Source organism: Nostoc sp. (genome assembly GCF_036917655.1).
Taxonomy (GTDB): Bacteria; Cyanobacteriota; Cyanobacteriia; order Cyanobacteriales; family Nostocaceae; genus Nostoc.
On the sequence record NZ_JBALCY010000074.1, the window covers coordinates 129953 to 145727 of the forward strand.

Annotated in this window: 17 protein-coding genes; 11 read left to right on the forward strand and 6 right to left on the reverse strand. The window is 40.3% G+C overall.

Translation table 11 applies throughout. The annotated features are described in order from the left end of the window. The first annotated feature begins 384 nt into the window (after positions 1-384). Positions 385-1275 (forward strand): hypothetical protein, encoded by an 891-nt coding sequence (locus V7K30_RS27630; RefSeq protein WP_335004815.1) that lies wholly within the window; start codon positions 385-387, stop codon positions 1273-1275. Between the two features lie 59 nt (positions 1276-1334). Here the strand turns inward: V7K30_RS27630 and V7K30_RS27635 are convergent, their stop codons facing one another. Continuing rightward, positions 1335-1571 carry a DUF2281 domain-containing protein gene (locus V7K30_RS27635; RefSeq protein WP_335004817.1) on the reverse strand — a complete coding sequence of 79 codons (237 nt, stop codon included), beginning with the start codon at positions 1569-1571 and terminating at the stop codon, positions 1335-1337. Positions 1572-1802: 231 nt separating this feature from the next. On the opposite strand from V7K30_RS27635, the gene V7K30_RS27640 reads away from it, so the two are divergent. The 3 genes from V7K30_RS27640 to V7K30_RS34410 are packed head-to-tail and all read left to right on the forward strand — an operon-like array spanning position 1803 to position 2441. Then, complete coding sequence (locus V7K30_RS27640) at positions 1803-2039, forward strand: hypothetical protein (protein ID WP_335004819.1); 237 nt, start codon at positions 1803-1805, stop codon at positions 2037-2039. After that, a complete protein-coding gene (locus V7K30_RS27645) occupies positions 2029-2211 on the forward strand; it encodes a PIN domain-containing protein (RefSeq protein ID WP_335004821.1) in 183 nt (60 codons plus the stop codon). Before V7K30_RS27640 ends, V7K30_RS27645 begins: the two co-directional genes overlap by 11 nt. A 23-nt stretch (positions 2212-2234) precedes the next feature. After that, a complete protein-coding gene (locus tag V7K30_RS34410) occupies positions 2235-2441 on the forward strand; it encodes a PIN domain-containing protein (protein WP_442941115.1) in 207 nt (68 codons plus the stop codon). A gap of 146 nt (positions 2442-2587) precedes the next feature. Here V7K30_RS34410 and V7K30_RS34415 read toward each other — a convergent pair whose 3' ends face one another. Then, entirely contained in the window at positions 2588-2743 is a 156-nt protein-coding gene (locus V7K30_RS34415) for a DUF4926 domain-containing protein (protein ID WP_442941116.1), read from the reverse strand. 161 nt (positions 2744-2904) lie between these two features. On the opposite strand from V7K30_RS34415, the gene V7K30_RS27650 reads away from it, so the two are divergent. The 4 genes from V7K30_RS27650 (at position 2905) to V7K30_RS27665 (ending at position 5290) form a co-directional block, all read left to right on the forward strand. Beyond that, complete coding sequence (locus V7K30_RS27650) at positions 2905-3123, forward strand: type II toxin-antitoxin system HicB family antitoxin (protein ID WP_335004823.1); 219 nt, start codon at positions 2905-2907, stop codon at positions 3121-3123. After that, entirely contained in the window at positions 3124-3342 is a 219-nt protein-coding gene (locus V7K30_RS27655) for a type II toxin-antitoxin system HicA family toxin (RefSeq protein ID WP_335004825.1), read from the forward strand. A 566-nt stretch (positions 3343-3908) separates the two neighbouring features. Then, on the forward strand, positions 3909-4577 hold the full coding sequence (locus V7K30_RS27660) for a DUF1345 domain-containing protein (RefSeq protein WP_335004827.1): 669 nt from the start codon (positions 3909-3911) through the stop codon (positions 4575-4577). Between the two features lie 137 nt (positions 4578-4714). Then, positions 4715-5290, forward strand: a complete 576-nt coding sequence (locus V7K30_RS27665; protein ID WP_335004829.1) for a GNAT family N-acetyltransferase — start codon at positions 4715-4717, stop codon at positions 5288-5290. A gap of 526 nt (positions 5291-5816) precedes the next feature. Here V7K30_RS27665 and V7K30_RS27670 read toward each other — a convergent pair. Next, complete coding sequence (locus V7K30_RS27670) at positions 5817-8261, reverse strand: ATP-dependent helicase (protein ID WP_335004831.1); 2445 nt, start codon at positions 8259-8261, stop codon at positions 5817-5819. A 696-nt stretch (positions 8262-8957) separates the two neighbouring features. Beyond that, the gene (locus tag V7K30_RS27675) at positions 8958-10046 is read right to left on the reverse strand and encodes a RuBisCO accumulation factor 1 (protein ID WP_335004833.1); all 1089 of its coding nucleotides are present in this window, start codon (positions 10044-10046) and stop codon (positions 8958-8960) included. Between the two features lie 559 nt (positions 10047-10605). Here V7K30_RS27675 and V7K30_RS27680 point away from each other — a divergent pair. The 3 genes from V7K30_RS27680 (at position 10606) to V7K30_RS27690 (ending at position 13826) form a co-directional block, all read left to right on the forward strand. Further along, a complete protein-coding gene (locus V7K30_RS27680) occupies positions 10606-11565 on the forward strand; it encodes a response regulator (RefSeq protein ID WP_335004835.1) in 960 nt (319 codons plus the stop codon). A gap of 161 nt (positions 11566-11726) precedes the next feature. Beyond that, on the forward strand, positions 11727-12419 hold the full coding sequence (gene ubiE, locus V7K30_RS27685; RefSeq protein WP_335004837.1) for a bifunctional demethylmenaquinone methyltransferase/2-methoxy-6-polyprenyl-1,4-benzoquinol methylase UbiE: 693 nt from the start codon (positions 11727-11729) through the stop codon (positions 12417-12419). Positions 12420-12590: 171 nt separating this feature from the next. Then, complete coding sequence (locus tag V7K30_RS27690) at positions 12591-13826, forward strand: DUF445 domain-containing protein (protein ID WP_335004839.1); 1236 nt, start codon at positions 12591-12593, stop codon at positions 13824-13826. Between the two features lie 191 nt (positions 13827-14017). Here the strand turns inward: V7K30_RS27690 and V7K30_RS27695 are convergent, their stop codons facing one another. Together V7K30_RS27695 and V7K30_RS27700 are read right to left on the reverse strand one after the other, a co-directional pair. Next, positions 14018-14833, reverse strand: a complete 816-nt coding sequence (locus tag V7K30_RS27695; protein WP_335004841.1) for an Rpn family recombination-promoting nuclease/putative transposase — start codon at positions 14831-14833, stop codon at positions 14018-14020. 97 nt (positions 14834-14930) lie between these two features. Next, complete coding sequence (locus V7K30_RS27700) at positions 14931-15506, reverse strand: Uma2 family endonuclease (protein ID WP_335004843.1); 576 nt, start codon at positions 15504-15506, stop codon at positions 14931-14933. Between the last annotated feature and the right edge of the window lie 269 nt (positions 15507-15775).

A 15775-nucleotide genomic window follows, 5' to 3' on the forward strand; every position in this document is an offset into this window, starting at 1 on the left:
CGTTAACAAAAGTTAGTTTACGAGTTGCAAAAGCTGCTTTACAAGTCACAAAAGTTAGTTTACGAGTTGCAAAAGCTGCTTTACAAGTCACAAAAGTTAGTTTACGAGTTCAAAACTTGATTTATTTACAAGCCAGGACAAAGCGCGATACATTTTATTATGGAAAATATGGCGTTTAATGGATTGACTGTGGAGGATTGAGGAAAGGTGCGATCGTTTTAGTGCATTAAGATTAGTATTTAATAATTAGGAAAATCTCAACTTTTAACCGCAGATGTACGCAGATAGATGCCGATAAATTGGTATTTTAATGCGTGTATATGCGCTTCTTATTATAATTATTTTTTTGTATATTTTTAATATAAATAATCTCCAAAGTATTTTATGTATAAGATAGAAGTCAAGATTGATGGGCAATTTGTAAATAATTTTTATAATGGTTCTATCTATGATTTGGTTTTTCTTGACTTAGAATTTTGGCCGGATTATTTACAGGTACAGGGAAAAGCAGTACAAAGAATATATGGATACACCATTACTCGGCTTCTCAAAACAACTAATCAGCAATATATCAAAGTTAAATTTTTAGAGTTTGAAGTTGAGGAAGAGCAACTTGTTAAGGAAATAATGCAAGATATTTCTAGGCTGAAAAACAAAACTTTTATCGGCTTCGAGATAAAACATAGTGATCTAAAAACGTTGAGAAACAGATTTAAAGCTCTATCAATATACCCAAATATTAATGAAATAAAACTATTTGATTTTAGAGATTACTCGCAAGAATATGGCTATAAAGGATTAAATGGTTTGTTTGAACAACTTGAAATTAAAGTAAATAAAAAGATTGGCGGTAGTTATTTTCGTCAGAATCCCAAAAAAGTATTTTTACGAAAAACCGGCTGGATAGATATTTTATTAAATATGTTTGAGTATTGTTTAGAAGATGCCGCAGGTTACTTTGAAATTGTGTCAAATTGGAATAAAAAAAATCCCAGAATAACTAAATATATGATTACAAGTGAATCATTAAATTACTCTGAAGTAGAGAAAGAATCATCACTCACACTAATACATCAGGATGCAGAAATATTTTCTATGCAAAACTTCCAACCTACATCAGACCAGCTTCTAAGTAATCTCACAATAGCAGATTTGGAAGCTTTAATCGTCAAAATAGTTCAAAAAACTCTTAAAGAAGAGATGCAGAAGCTAAAGCATGAGCATTTGTTAAATCAAACAACACACATCAATCATCCACTAAAAATTTTTGTATAATTCCAACAAAATAATACATATTTACCACAGTCTATAGGTAAGCAATACACATTATCTCATCACAAATCAGAACCATTCATATAATCTTTATTAGTAGACAAATCAGTTGATGCTTCCACACAACCAATGTATTCTTGAGCCAGAGTCAAAGCTGAAACCCCTAAATTTTTATCTTGAGAAGATAACTCTTGCTTTTGCATTTTTGCAAGTAAAAATTCTACAAAATCTAACGCCTCTTGTTGCTTATCAGGAGGTAATATTCTTACCTTGTCTATAATAATTTCTTCAATGTTCATTTTCTCTAGCGTCTCGCGTAAACTAAATATATTTTAAACTTTAAAGCATTATTTGGCTGTATACCTTTCGCCGTGACTTCAATTGTTAGGCACTCAAGAGGATAAATTTAGGAAGTATACATCCCATTGTTTACATTAATTTATCAGGCGCGATCGCGTCACCTAACCCAAGTTTAAAATTCGTCTATAATAGGGTAATGCCGAAAATTTTCCTCAATCTAGAAGTTAATTATGCTGATAAAATTTGAAGAAATGTATAGAGATATTGATACTTTACCAGAAGAAGCTCAAATCCTACTACTTGATTTTATTCAGTTACTCAAAAAGCGTTATGCTCAACCAGAATCAGAAAATCATGGTCAAGAAAAAAGTCTAAAGATTGAGCATTTTTTAGCCCAAGTCAATAACTACTCTTTCCTACTTCCTCCAGATTATAAATTTAATCGAGAAGAAATATATGAGCAATAATATTTTTCTCGATACCAATCTCTGGATTTATCTCTACGCCAAAAACCCACCTGAAAAATACCAGCAAGTTGCAGAAATTATTAAAAATAATTCATCATTGCTTTTAATTAGCACTCAAGTTTTGGGTGAATTATTTCATGTTTTAACTAGAAAAAAATTACATCAAAAATAGATGCGATCGCAATTATATCAGATATAGTCAACACGTTTCCTGTTCAAGCTATTAGCACAACACAAGTTATACAAGCATTGGAAATTAATGCACAATATAACTACTCTTATTGGGATAGTCTAATTATAGCTACAGCTTTACTAGGTAAATGTTCTATAATTTACTCTGAAGATATGCAACACAATCAGTTAATAGATAACAAAGTAATAATTCTCAATCCATTTGTTTGATTTACGTTTGCATTCCCCTCATATCCATAAACAATGTGACACAAGATATTAATGGAAATCATGGTGAGGTGTTGCGAAAAGGGATGCCTACGGCTGTCTACGCCTATGCCCTATTGTCTGAGAGTGAATAGATTGCAATTATTGCATTAATTTATCAGGCGCGATCGCGCAATTTCTCTTCTACCAATGGGACGCACTTGTATGCTGTGAAGTGAAACAATTGCCACAGTCTCACCATCCAATGTGACAAATTCAACCTCATATCCTTTGCCACCCTGATGTACTAAAACGACTGTACCTATATCACCTTCTTATAAACTATATTCTGGCAGATCGCTAGTCAGAATAACTCTATCAAGTTCTTGAATCATTCTTCTCTCCGTTTCAGTGGATATGAAATAATAAACTTAAGATTTGAAGGTTATATTTATTCTAGACCTCGACTATACAAGATTAATTTATTATGAAATTTCAAGTAATTTTTACTTTTGATTCAGAATATGAAGGCTATGTTGCTGAGGTTCCTGAGCTTCCAGGCTGCGTGAGTCAAGGTAAAACACTAGATGAGGCAATTGAAAATATTAAAGATGCCATTACGGGATATCTCCATGTCCAAGCTAAACATGGCAAACCTTATATTGTTAAGGAATCGCAAGTGTTTATCGGAGAAGTTGTAGTATAAATGGGACGTTTATCAAATATCTCTGGTAAGGAAGCTATCAAGATTTTTGAAAAGTTTGGTTATGTATTAGATCACCAAACGGGAAGCCACATGATACTTTGGTGTGAATCAAAACCAACTTTATCAATTCCCAATCATCCGGAATTAGCACCTGGTTTACTTAGAAGTTTGATTCGACAGGCAGGAATTACAGTTGATGAATTCCTCGGAAACAAATGAGATCAGATACAAGCATCACTATATTAGTCAGAATAACCCTATCAAGTTCTTGAATCATCCCTGTCAATCTTACAGCCTCAGTCAACTATATGGTGAATCTTCAATTATTGACGGTGCGGCGCTTGGCGATAATACACCCTACATTTAAATTTCTTAACGTAGTTTGAAATATTAGCGCCCACTTACTTAGTCCATCATAGACATTGCACTGTTTACATTAATTTATCACGCGCGATCGCGTCACCTCACTCAGGTTTAAAAGTAGGCTGCTGAAAATTTGCGTGGACATGCGTATATTTGCGTTTTTTATTTAAGATAACTTTTAGCGAAGGTATTGCTCTGACAACTGATATTCACATCAGTTTTAAGGTAGAATCCACGGTGTAAAAGCTTTTATGGACTTCTCAAACACCACCGTGAATTCATCCTAGTACAGCTTGGCTCAAATCCACCTACCACCTCAATTAACAAGACAAGTTGCTCAGAGCAACTTGTTAAAGGTACACAAACTTCCGCCACAGTGTACTATACAATTTATAATTGCCATCACTTGGTGCAAAATATTTGTGAGACTTAATTTATTTAAAAACTTTGACTCCCGACCCCGACTCATTATTGCTGTCGGACTCGCTGTATTAGTTTCAGTAATCCTTCCGCCTTGGCTGCACTTACCCACTCGCATTCTCTGCGCTTGGAACTCCGGTATAGACTTTTTCTTAGCCGTAACGTGGTGGAAAATGATTAAGGCTACCCCAGAAAAAATTCGCCGTTATGCTGAGAGTGAATATGAAGGACATTTGGCTATATTCATGCTGGTGATAGCTGCGGCTTGTGCTAGTGTTTTAGCGATTGTGTTTTTACTAACTGATAAAAAAGGGTTGTCACCAATTCTGCTTAAGCTACATGTCATACTTTCAATTATGACCATTGTCGGTTCCTGGCTACTGGTGCATACGATGTTTGCAGTGCAATATGCACACAGCTATTACAAATACATTAATCGTAATAATAGTGAAGAAATCACCAGAGGGTTAGATTTTCCTCATAACGACTGTCCAGACTATTGGGAATTTTTATATTATTCTTTTGTCGTTGGCATGACTAGTCAAGTTTCAGATGTGGAGACGACATCACCCAATATGAGGCGCCTGACTCTGTTACATAGCATATTATCCTTCTTTTTCAATACCACCATTTTAGCTATGACTATTAATATCGTTGCATCGCTGATTTAAAAGGGGAATTTCATTCTCACGAAACAGAGATAGAATTTTCCTTCCCTTTTTCACAACTAATGCCAGAGCATAGATATTTTGAACAAGCTATATTTAGTATTTAAATTATTGCTATAGAAAATATAAATACACAAGATATGCTGATTCAAAAAGGCGAAATAGCTATTCGTCTAATGCAAGATGAAATGTATGATTATGAGTTGATGGCAAAAGGGTTAACTGATGCACAAGTTTTTGAATTTTATGAAGGAAGAGATAATCCTTTTCCTTTAGAAAGAATCATAGAAACATCCAAACCTCTAATTAGGGGAGATGAATCGATTGTTGCGTGTCTGTTCTACTATCAAAATATTCCTATTGGTTATTTGCAGTATTGTGCACTCAATGACTTATCCCAAACCGATAGACAATTGTATCATCTCGACCCAACTCATCATGTCTATGCGATTGACTTGTTTATAGGCGAAACCAACTATTGGAACAAGGGAATTGGTATAAAAATGCTGTCAGCAGTTATCAACTATCTTTTTGAACAGCGGCAAGCTGATAAAATTGTCATCGACCCGCACGTTGATAATCCTCGCGCTATCTACTGCTATGAGAAATGTGGTTTTGTGAAGGTAAAGCTATTGCCCGCGCATGAACTGCATGAAGGGAAATACTCAGATTGTTGGCTCATGCCAATAAACCGAAAGAAACCATTGCACCCCTAATTTACAATGGTTCCTCAGTTAATATCCGACCGAATACCGGGAGTCACACAGAAGCCTACACATACTAGAAGTTTGTGTAGGAGTATGTCACTAAATTAACTCGCGTGTTCCCAGTCACTGAGTAACTCATGCTGTTGTACTGTTTTTTTGTATTTGCAGAATGGTACTTTAGGAGTACCAATATTCATGCCAGGAAAAGACTGTTTTCTCGTCTTGCTGGGTCTATTTTCTTGTGTCGTTGAACTGAACTGTTGGGTTTCCATTGGTAAATAAATTTCTGATTAAAACCTGAGCACCAATCTATAACATCAATTTTAAAATGGCAAATTTCACTTTAGATAGCTTATTTCCTACAAATATTCTGGGACAATCTGATCGCTAATAACTGTGGCGAAAGTTTGCCTACCTTTAACAAGGGGCTTAAGCCCTTGTTAAGCCCCAAATCTTGTTAATTGAGATGGTAACTAAATTTACGCCGTGTTGTACTAGTAACTGTGGATTCCATTCAATTTCTTAAGAGTTTTGCTCACGCTTGTTTGGTCATTACTGCTAAATTCGCCACACATTCAGGAAACTGACGCTTTAATGCTGGAAAAACCGGACAAGGCGCTTGTTCTTGTAAATTGTCCGGCTTACTCCAAGTAAAGGGGGCTTTCTGCGCTGCTGACATCCACACCAGACGCTTTGCTCGTGTCATCGCAACGTAGAGTAAACGGTATTCCTCAGATATTTTCAAGTGCTTTGCTTGTTCCCATGCTTGTGTAACATCTGGTATGGTAGATTCTCCGTGGAGAGCAGCACGAATTTGGGCGCGGGCTACTTCTGATAAAGTAAAATCCCCTAAGAACTGGCTTTGGGGAGGAACCCAAAATCTCCCAGGAATCAAGTTTTCATGGAGAAAGGGAAGAAACACATAGTCCCAATCCAGCCCTTTGGCTTTGTGCATGGTAATAATGGTCAGTTGACCACGACGAGTGTAACGTTCTTCCGAATCCTCGGTTTCCACTGGTTCAAACCGTTCGGAACTGACGATTTCACTTAAAGCTGACAGCATTCCCCCCATCGAACTATTACCGGCTATCTGCTGGTTTACCCGTTCTGCGAGTTTGTCAGCAGTTGCCAATTCTGCCTGGTCGTAATTTAAGGTCAAGGCGAGAAAGGAAATTAGCTGGTATAGGGGCAATTCCAAGCGAGCGCGAAGTAAGCTGCGACACAAGCGAGCGGCTTTTTGGACTGTTTCTGGCTGGGGTGCTGCTAGGGGGCCAGGATACAAAAATTCTTCTGGGAGACTAGCAAGGGCATTGAGGTCTTGGGTAGGAATTAATTGGCGCTGTACTAATGCTTCTAGTGCAGCTTTGAGGTAATCGGGGGAGTGGGGGCGATCGCAAAATTGCAGTAATGCTAAAATTTCTTGGGGAACATGAGAACGGCGATCGCGTTCTCCCACATCGTAAAGTATAATATTATGCTCTTTGCACACAAATGTCAGAGCCTCTGCTAACCATCGTCCTTGGCGATTTTCTCGCACTAAAATCGCTGCACTAGTTTGTGTTGGATCTTCGCCAAATAACTCAATCACTCTTTGAGATAACAATTCAACGGTGTGATGAATATCACGCGGGGTATAAAGTTCCAGTCCTTGTCCTACTGGTGCTGGGTTGGCGTTAGTTTGTGGATCACCAGCTTCAACAGGGCGAATTGTCTGCAAGCGAAATGGTACTTGTCGGTTGTCAGGAGTCTGCTGTTTGTTGTTGGTTGTTGCTAACCACTGATTATTGATCCATTTGAGGGCAAAGTTAGCAGCTTCAATGATAATTCTAGTACTGCGTCCAGCTTGATCCATCGTTGCTAATCGTTTGATGCGATCGCACTCTTCGCAAAATTGCCGAAAATAAATCGGATCGGCTGGGGTGAAGGTGGAGTTAATCGCCTGGTTGGGGTCGCCAACGCGCACTAGATTTAGAGACGCGATTAATCGCGTCTGTACAGGAGTGGGGAGTAGAGACGCGATTAATCGCGTCTGTGAGGAGTTATCCCCCTTGTCCCCATCACTTGCCAAAATTTCTAACAGCTGCGTCTGAAGGGGGCTAGAATCTTGGGCTTCGTCTTCAAAGACGGCGAAAACTTGATTTTGCTCAATGCGACGGGCACTGTCGTTTTTTAAAACGCGCAGTGCGGCTAAAATCATATCGTCGTAGTCGATGAAATCACGCGATCGCATTAAGTTTTGATATTGCTCATACAATCCCGCCGCTACGCTCAAAATTGCATATTCGTCTGTGGTTTGTTTACTCCACTCCCGTAATTTTTCTGGCGATATCCCAGAACTTTTTGCTTCATGAATTACCGTATTAGCCAATTCCGGTAATACTTCTGTTCGTAGCACCGATTGGCGACGCAACCTTTCTGTCTCTTCTCCGTCAAATTGATGACCTTCTAATAACCGCAAATATATTCCGGGATTATTCGCAATCCATTGCTCTACGGCTGTTCGGATAAAGCGATGACTTTGAGTTGGTGTAATTAATGTGACATTTTCTAACTGCAAACCCGATAAATCAGGATGGCGACTGGCAATATTCAACGCTAGACCATGTAGGGTATAGACAAAAAAACCAGTCTGAGGTAGAGATAATTTCTTTAAGTCTTTGCGGATCTTCGCTTTAATGTTGGCAGCAGCTGAGCGAGTGAAGGTGACAACTACCAAGTGACGGCGCGAAGATGAACGTTCATATTGACGTGCGATCGCGATCGCCGCCGCCGCCGCCATCCCAGTAGATTTGCCTGCGCCAGGAACGGCAGAAATAGCTAGGGGGCCAGATTGCCAGTCAGCCATTTGCTGTTGTCCAGGGCGGAGACTGTTGCGGATTGCGAGAATCTTGTCTTGCAGAGAAAGAATAGGCGATCGCTCAGACAATTCTGAGTCTAGTAATTCTTGAATAACAGGAGCAGTAAATTTAAAGTCTGACATATCAAATTTTATATTTTGAAGAAGAATTCTCTCAGCCATAATTCAGAATTCAGCAATTTTTCTCTAGGCAATCAGCGTTGCTGATATCGAGATTACACACATTTTTTATATCTATAATGGTAGATTACATTATCCTAATTTGATATCTTTATTAGTGCCAATTAACCACAATAATAAATAAACGATAAAGATAAAAATACCACATTTTTTTAATTAGGCACGAATTTTAATAACGCTTGCAAATGATTCAAATGGATTAATATTTGATGATTTTTTGGCGAAATCAACAAAGGTTTTAAAATTGTTGATTGCCTGATTTACCTCTTGATTATTATTGAACTTTTATACAGCAGTCAGCAATTCACCGCAAAAAATAATCGTGGTTTCAATAATAGGCTTCCAATCTTCTTGTGCAGTTTTTGGTGATGTATTATCAGCAAAGTAGACTCGAAATTTATTAGGTACTGCTTGATTTAGAAAACTTTCTAAACATTTTGCAATTGCTGCTGTAAATAATAATTCTTAGAGGAAAAGGTAATCAAGAATGCGATCGCCTTTTGAAGAGTTTGATATCTTCTTTGAACCCTATTGGCTCTTGCTACGCGCAGTGTCTTGTAGAGAGTGTCAACATTACTGATTCCTGGATTCTGAATTCTGAATTATTCTTCAATCCAAAATCCAAAATCCAAAGTTTAATTATTCGTCAATCTGCCAGGAATCCTTAGTTAATTCTTCATCCAGAATTTTCTTAGGACGCACAATGATAATAATTTGTCCTAATAGAGGAATTTCTGGCTCAGTTTCAAACCATTGAAACTCTAATTCACCACCATTTTCAACGACAAAATAGCTGGAGACATCCCATTCTCGTTTGGCCCGATCTACCACAACTACAACGGGCCCTATTTGGCTTTGGGTTTGGATGGGGAAGCGATCGCTATTCGCTAAAATCACTACTGGATCTTCTGCCGCCAACAGCACTTGCCAACCTGGTAATGGCACCCAAGCTTGCTCTCCAGAAAACTTGACTAGGCGAAATGGTTCAATTTCTGTGACTATCGGCACAGCTTGCAAGTCTTGCCGTGACAATGGCAACTCGCCTACCACCGGCAAGATTCGGGGTAATTGTTCTTCAAATTCCAGGCGGTAAAAGGGTAAAATTGGAGCCGGACGCTGGGGAACGGTAGTAAAATCAGTCAGTAGCTGTTCGATTTGTTTCCTGGCTGCTGGCGTGTGAGCAAAGCGTAAACCTTTGGCAATCAGGCGCGATCGCTGTTGTAAATCTGTATTTTGGCGTGCCAGTTTCCAAACTTGGTGAGCAACAGCATCCCCAGGATGGCCAGAAAACCCTTCTGGCAAAGTCCGGTAATAGGAGAACTCTTTAATTGCTTTTGCTACTTCCTTCACCTCATCAGCGTCGATTTTGTGGACGAAGATCAGTTCGGCTGCGGCGGCGCGTTCTTCTTGGGTGAGCAAACGCAGTTCGTATAAAACATCACTGCCGCGTGTGGCATAGTGCGATCGCGTTTCTTCCGAAACTCCAGAGTTTTCCAAAGAATTGTAAACTTGGGAACCAACAACCACCTGATTTTGTTGAATCGGCTCAAATCCAGTCGCCTCAAAAATTTCTTGGGGGTTGTAACCGGTTTTTAGCAACGAGGCGATCGCTGTTCCCCATTCCACCCAGTTGCCTTGTTTTTGCCTCAGCCTTCGCAGTAACTCTTGTGCTACATCGTTGGTAGCATTTTCTTCGGGATTCTGAGCGTTGGGTGGTAGATCAGTCATAATCGGAGTGCGAGCTTCAACTTGAGAGGTTGATTAACACCTCATGAGCAAGTCTTATTCTAATCTATGAACTACCCAGACCTACTGCCTTGAGTTCATCTGGAGAAACTTATCTCGACTTTAATTTTGTTGTCTTGTTCCCAGTCTCTGACTAGGAATGCCTAATGGGGGGCTGCCGCCTCAAGACTTGCAGCAGAGCCACAATGAGGAGCATTTCCAGCCTCTGCACTGGAAACGAGGTTTTAAAGGAGTTTTAGCTTAAATTGACACGGATGACAGATGTGCGCCCCTACTGCGCGTTGCATCCAAAGGAGGCTAACTTACCTCATCTATGATGAAAATCGCCATATTTACGCTGATTTAGTTGGTTTTTCTAGTGCAATTTTTTCTCATATTCAGATGTTTGAGCAGGCAAATATCCTCTGTAGCCCTCATAGTTGCCGTATTTAAACATGACAATACAATTAAGTCCGTAAAAACCCTTGATAAATTGAGCTATTCGTCAACTGAGCTTGGTATGGAATATAACAAGATAATGAATATTTAAAGGAAATATCTTATGGATAAGCCCAGTCTCGAAATTGATAAACTCCAATATCAAGTCATGACTCTAGAACGACCAAAAAAGCTCAAAATCCTGGTAGTTGACGATGAGCCAGATAATCTCGATCTGCTTTATCGCACCTTTCGACGCGACTTTAATGTTCTGAAAGCTGATAGTGGGGTGAACGCCCTACAAGTTTTGGCAGCAGAAGGAGAGGTAGCGGTGATTATCTCCGATCAACGGATGCCAGAAATGAAAGGAACTGAGTTTCTCAGCAAGACTGTACCTCAGTTTCCCGATACAGTAAGAATAATTCTCACCGGATTTACTGATATTGAAGACTTGGTAGAGGCGATTAATGCGGGGCAAGTCTACAAATATATTACCAAGCCTTGGGACCCAGGCGAACTGAAGGCAGTGGTGCAAAGAGCAGCAGAAACCTACGACTTGCTCAAGCAACGTACAGAAGAATTACGCCGTGCTCATGCTCAAATGGCGCTGCTGAGTGTTTTGGTACAGGTAACTCAAGCAGCTTCTAGCTTAGAGGAAACTCTCGCTCCAATTGCTAGGGCTGTGAGTGAGACTTTTGGAGCAGAAGGCTGTATATTACAACTTACAGATGGAAATACTCTGGTTGCGACTCAAGGAACTTACAGCGATACAGGTACAATAGAGAATTGGCTATCTCTTGACCCACTAACAACAGAAGCGATCGCCACCGGGCAAGTGCAAGTTTCCTTAAATGTACTTAAAGACACTAAATTAGTTGATGCTATTCACTACCAAAATACGGGTGTGCAAGCACATTTAGTTATACCGATTAGCTACCGCAATCAACTTTTGGGCGTATTGTCGCTACAGTGGAAACAACCCTGCATTTTGCGGGAAGATGAATTAATGCTAATTAATTTATTAGCGCAACTGGTGGCGATCGCTCTTACTAGTAGTAGTCGCTCCCATCTAACCATTTTGTAGTTGTCATTAGTCATTGGTCATTTGTCAAAAACCAATGCCCAATACAACTCTTGGAGAGGCTGCGCCTTAAGCGAAGCTATGCCGCAGGCTTTACGGCTTCTCTACGAGACGCACTCGCGTTCGCTCAGTACAAGTGCCCAATGCCCAATGCCCCATACCCAATGACTAACGAAATTCAGTCCATTTTTAACCGTATTGCTCCAGTTTATGACCAGTTGAACGACTGGTTAAGTCTGGGACAGCATCGAATCTGGAAGGAAATGGCAGTTAAATGGAGTGCAGCTAAATCGGGTGATACTGCACTAGATTTGTGTTGCGGTAGTGGTGATTTAGCCTTTCGTTTGGCACGGCGTGTAGGAGCAACAGGACAGGTGTACGGAGTGGATTTTTCCCCAAACCTGCTAGAAACTGCTAAAGAACGTTCCCGAAGGCACTACCCTCAACCTGCTATTACCTGGGTAGAAGCCGATGTACTTAATTTACCCTTTAACGACAACCAATTTGATGCCGCAACAATGGGCTATGGTTTAAGAAATGTTAAAGATATTCCTCGCAGTCTTCAAGAGTTATACCGTGTTTTAAAGCCGGGTGCTAAAGCCGCAATTTTAGACTTTCATCGACCGAGTAATCTTCAGCTACGTACCTTTCAGCAGTGGTATCTGGACGGTTTCGTGGTGCCGGTTGCCAATTATTTAGGTTTAAAAGAAGAATATGCTTACATCAGTCCCAGCTTAGACCGTTTTCCCATCGGGAAGGAGCAAATAGAGTTAGCGCGTCAAGTTGGTTTTGCTGTTGCCACACACTACCCCATCGCGAACGGTATGATGGGAGTGCTGGTAGTCAGCAAATTTTAGATTTTAGATTTGGGATTTTGGATTGGGGACTGCGGAATAGGTAATGGCTAATGGAAAATCGTTAGTAGTTAGTGGAAAAATAACTCATAACTAATAACCGCCAATTACCAATCCCCAATCCCTAATTTCTAATCTAGAATCCAAAATCCAAAATCCAAAATCCAAAACCCTGTGGACTGGTCTCATCTTTGGCTTTATGTGTCTCCCCCGGTACTGGGTGGAATTATTGGCTATTTCACAAATGATATAGCCATCAAAATGTTGTTCCGTCCTTACCGAGCAATTTACATTGCTGGACGAAGAGTACCCTTCACCCCTGGATTGATTCCCCGCAACCAGGAACGTCTGGCTAAGAACATTTCCAATACAATCATGGGGTCACTGCTAACGCCAGAAGAATTACAAAATCTGGCGCGGCGTTTGTTGCAAACAGAACGCGTGCAAGCAGCAATTCTCTGGTTGTTGCGATTGGCGATTGAACAAATTAAAACAGATCAAAACCAGAAAAGTGCCAAAATTGTAGCGGGAATTTTGCGGGATCTACTAGGGGAATCCTTGCCACGTTTACTTAAGGTTTTGGCACGACGTGAAGATTTTTTGGAAGCGCAGATAAATCAAATTTTTGACCAGATATTGCTGGAATTTCAACTGAGTGAAGAACAAGCTACGCGGCTTGCTGATTGGTTGTTGCAAGTAGTTTTACCGCCGGATCTGCTCCGCCAAGCGATAGTTGATTTTTTGACCGATCGCACGATTCAAATTATCGATGAAGGCTTCCGCGAAAAAACCAGTGGGACTTATTGGGTAGTAGCAAATTTGTTTGGCTTACGTAATACTCTTACACGGTTACGGACTTTTTGCTTGGATGAGAAGGAGGCTACCAATACTCGCTTGCTGGAATTGACTCAAGATTTGCAAATGCGCGATCGCATTAGGAAATTACTGCAAAATTTATCATTACAAAACTTGCCAATGGGTACGGTGCGTCAACTGCGAAAGACCACCCGCGAAAGTGTCCGCCATTACCTGCAAAACAGTGGCAGCGATTTTTTACAAGGATTAACTGATTCTGTTGATTGGGAAAATATTGCTGGAGTGCTGCTGAATCGTCTTAGTACTTCACCTGTTGTAAGTACTTCTTTAGAAGTCATGAGTCAAGAGTTGGCTCTAATTTTTGATAAGTATTTAGAAAAAGATTTAGAAGTAATTGTGACGCAGGCGATTCCGATTTTGTCGATAGATGAAGTGATAGTTGACCGTGTGAAATCAACTTCACCGGCTGATTTAGAAGCTGCAATTGAGGGAATTGTCAAAAATGAATTGCAAGCGATTGTGACTTTAGGTGGTGTTTTGGGTTTGGTTATAGGGTTATTGCAGACAGTGTTTTTAATATTAAGTCAATATTAATTTTTTGTTCTTGTCTGTAAATTTTTATCAAGTTATAGTTGCAGCTTGCCCATATTCTGAAGCAAGTGAAATTGAGCGATCTCTACGACGGGCTACGCCTACGCCTTTTGATAAGAGGTGTGAGTAACAAGCGATCGCTCTCGTTTTTATTCAGAGTCACTCGGATTAATCTACAGGCTAATAATTACGAATTATGTTGACTCACCTTCTAACTCTGTTTGCAACAATTGCACATCTTCAATTAATAACCCAGTCAATTTTGCCACTTGCTCCAAAGGCATTTGGCTTTTGAGCAGATTCACTGCAACCTGCCGAATCCCCTCTTGTAAGCCTTCGGCTCTACCTTGTGCTATACCTTGTGCTATACCTTTTGCCTGAGCTTCAGCCTCAATCTCTTGATAAATTACAGATTCGCGCATATTGTCTCTCCGTAATACTCTTTGAATTAACCCTTTCTCTAATACTAGACCAGCTAGAATTGCTGTGGCAGCTGCGACATTATTCTGCAACCGTTGGTCAGGAATCCTGATAATTTCCTGTGCTACTTGCTGTAATGTACTTGCACGATCATCTGTCCTACCCAACACCGCAAATGGAAATAAACCTGGATAGTGCAAAAATACTTCTGTCGGCTGTTCCCACAGTCGAAGCACCTCAAACTCGTGGCGAGTACCAGCAATGGTAAAAGTATTTTGTTGCACGAGTTCTGAGCTTGTTTCTTTGAGATAGATCACCACTTGACGCATCTGCTTTTGGGGAAAGCGGCGATACACTCGCAAGCGATAGTCAATCATGCGAAATGGGATATTAGCATCGGGTTGAGTCTGAAACTCTAGGTGAAGCACTATCTCTGCTGATTCTAGTAAAATTAGCGCATCGGCTCGAATAGGTTCTAGCGAGAGTTCAGAAGGACTTAACTCAGTCAGGGAAATGGGTTCTCCTAACAGCCAGGTAGCAAAGTCGGTGGAAAAATTTTCGGCGAGGAATTTGCAGATGTTATCAAACATCCAAAAATACTACCACTCCAAAGCTTTCAACTGGGTCGTAGTCAGTAAAAAACCATTTTTAATGACGCAAGAATTGGAATTTTGAAAGAGCGATCGCCTAACTCAAAATCTGTGCTAAATCCAGTATAAATCCAGGCAATACATCCTCGCCTGATAAGCTAGTGGGCGATTGCAAAACCTCTACTTCCTGTCCTGGGCGGTAAATTTCCACCTGTTGGTTCTGGGGGTTAATCAGCCAGCCTAAACGCACACCGTTATCGATATACTCCTGCATTTTTTGCTGCACAGTCTTTAAGCTATCTGAAGCAGAGCGCAATTCTACCGCAAAATCGGGAGCGAGTGGTAGGAATTTTGCAGGGTCTGGATTCAGGGCTTCTAATCGCTCCCGGCTGACCCAGGATGCATCAGGAGAACGATTTGCACCATTGGGGAGCTTGAAACCCGTTGAAGAATCAAAAGCCAAACCTGTGCCATCGACATCAGCCCAATTACCTAAGCGCTGTGTCAGTCTACTATTTCGATTTCCGCTTTCCCATCCAGTTGGTGGCATGATAATTAATTCTCCCTCTGCCGTGCGCTCAAGTCTCAAATCTCGATTATTTTGACACAGTTGGAAGAACTGCTCATCTGTTAGTTCAATGGTAGGGCTAAGGTTCAGAATCAGGGCAGTCATAGTTGCCTCTCAATCTTGGTAACTGTAGCGTAGCACTTGGTTGACATAGTAGGTTGACCATCTAATAATTACCAGTGCTTAGTAGAGAGCTATTTTCAGTCATATAAAAATTTGTTTTACTGTTATCTGTCTGATAACAGCAGATGAGAGGTGATGTTTTTTCTCTCAGCTTATACTAACAGAATGATGTATTCAATGACACTATATTATTGTTCTATTCACTTGGAGAATTAAGTCTAAGTTTCAGAACCTGCCCTCGCCCAAAAGTA

What these genes read in the sequence shown, in the direction of transcription:
- V7K30_RS27630 (WP_335004815.1), top strand. Translation starts at nt 385, where the DNA reads ATGTATAAGATAGAAGTCAAGATTGATGGGCAATTTGTAAATAATTTT.
- V7K30_RS27635 (WP_335004817.1), bottom strand. Translation starts at nt 1,571, where the DNA reads ATGAACATTGAAGAAATTATTATAGACAAGGTAAGAATATTACCTCCT.
- V7K30_RS27640 (WP_335004819.1), top strand. Translation starts at nt 1,803, where the DNA reads ATGCTGATAAAATTTGAAGAAATGTATAGAGATATTGATACTTTACCA.
- V7K30_RS27645 (WP_335004821.1), top strand. Translation starts at nt 2,029, where the DNA reads ATGAGCAATAATATTTTTCTCGATACCAATCTCTGGATTTATCTCTAC.
- V7K30_RS27650 (WP_335004823.1), top strand. Translation starts at nt 2,905, where the DNA reads ATGAAATTTCAAGTAATTTTTACTTTTGATTCAGAATATGAAGGCTAT.
- V7K30_RS27655 (WP_335004825.1), top strand. Translation starts at nt 3,124, where the DNA reads ATGGGACGTTTATCAAATATCTCTGGTAAGGAAGCTATCAAGATTTTT.
- V7K30_RS27665 (WP_335004829.1), top strand. Translation starts at nt 4,715, where the DNA reads ATGCTGATTCAAAAAGGCGAAATAGCTATTCGTCTAATGCAAGATGAA.
- V7K30_RS27670 (WP_335004831.1), bottom strand. Translation starts at nt 8,261, where the DNA reads ATGTCAGACTTTAAATTTACTGCTCCTGTTATTCAAGAATTACTAGAC.
- V7K30_RS27675 (WP_335004833.1), bottom strand. Translation starts at nt 10,046, where the DNA reads ATGACTGATCTACCACCCAACGCTCAGAATCCCGAAGAAAATGCTACC.
- V7K30_RS27680 (WP_335004835.1), top strand. Translation starts at nt 10,606, where the DNA reads ATGGATAAGCCCAGTCTCGAAATTGATAAACTCCAATATCAAGTCATG.
- ubiE (WP_335004837.1), top strand. Translation starts at nt 11,727, where the DNA reads ATGACTAACGAAATTCAGTCCATTTTTAACCGTATTGCTCCAGTTTAT.
- V7K30_RS27695 (WP_335004841.1), bottom strand. Translation starts at nt 14,833, where the DNA reads ATGTTTGATAACATCTGCAAATTCCTCGCCGAAAATTTTTCCACCGAC.
- V7K30_RS27700 (WP_335004843.1), bottom strand. Translation starts at nt 15,506, where the DNA reads ATGACTGCCCTGATTCTGAACCTTAGCCCTACCATTGAACTAACAGAT.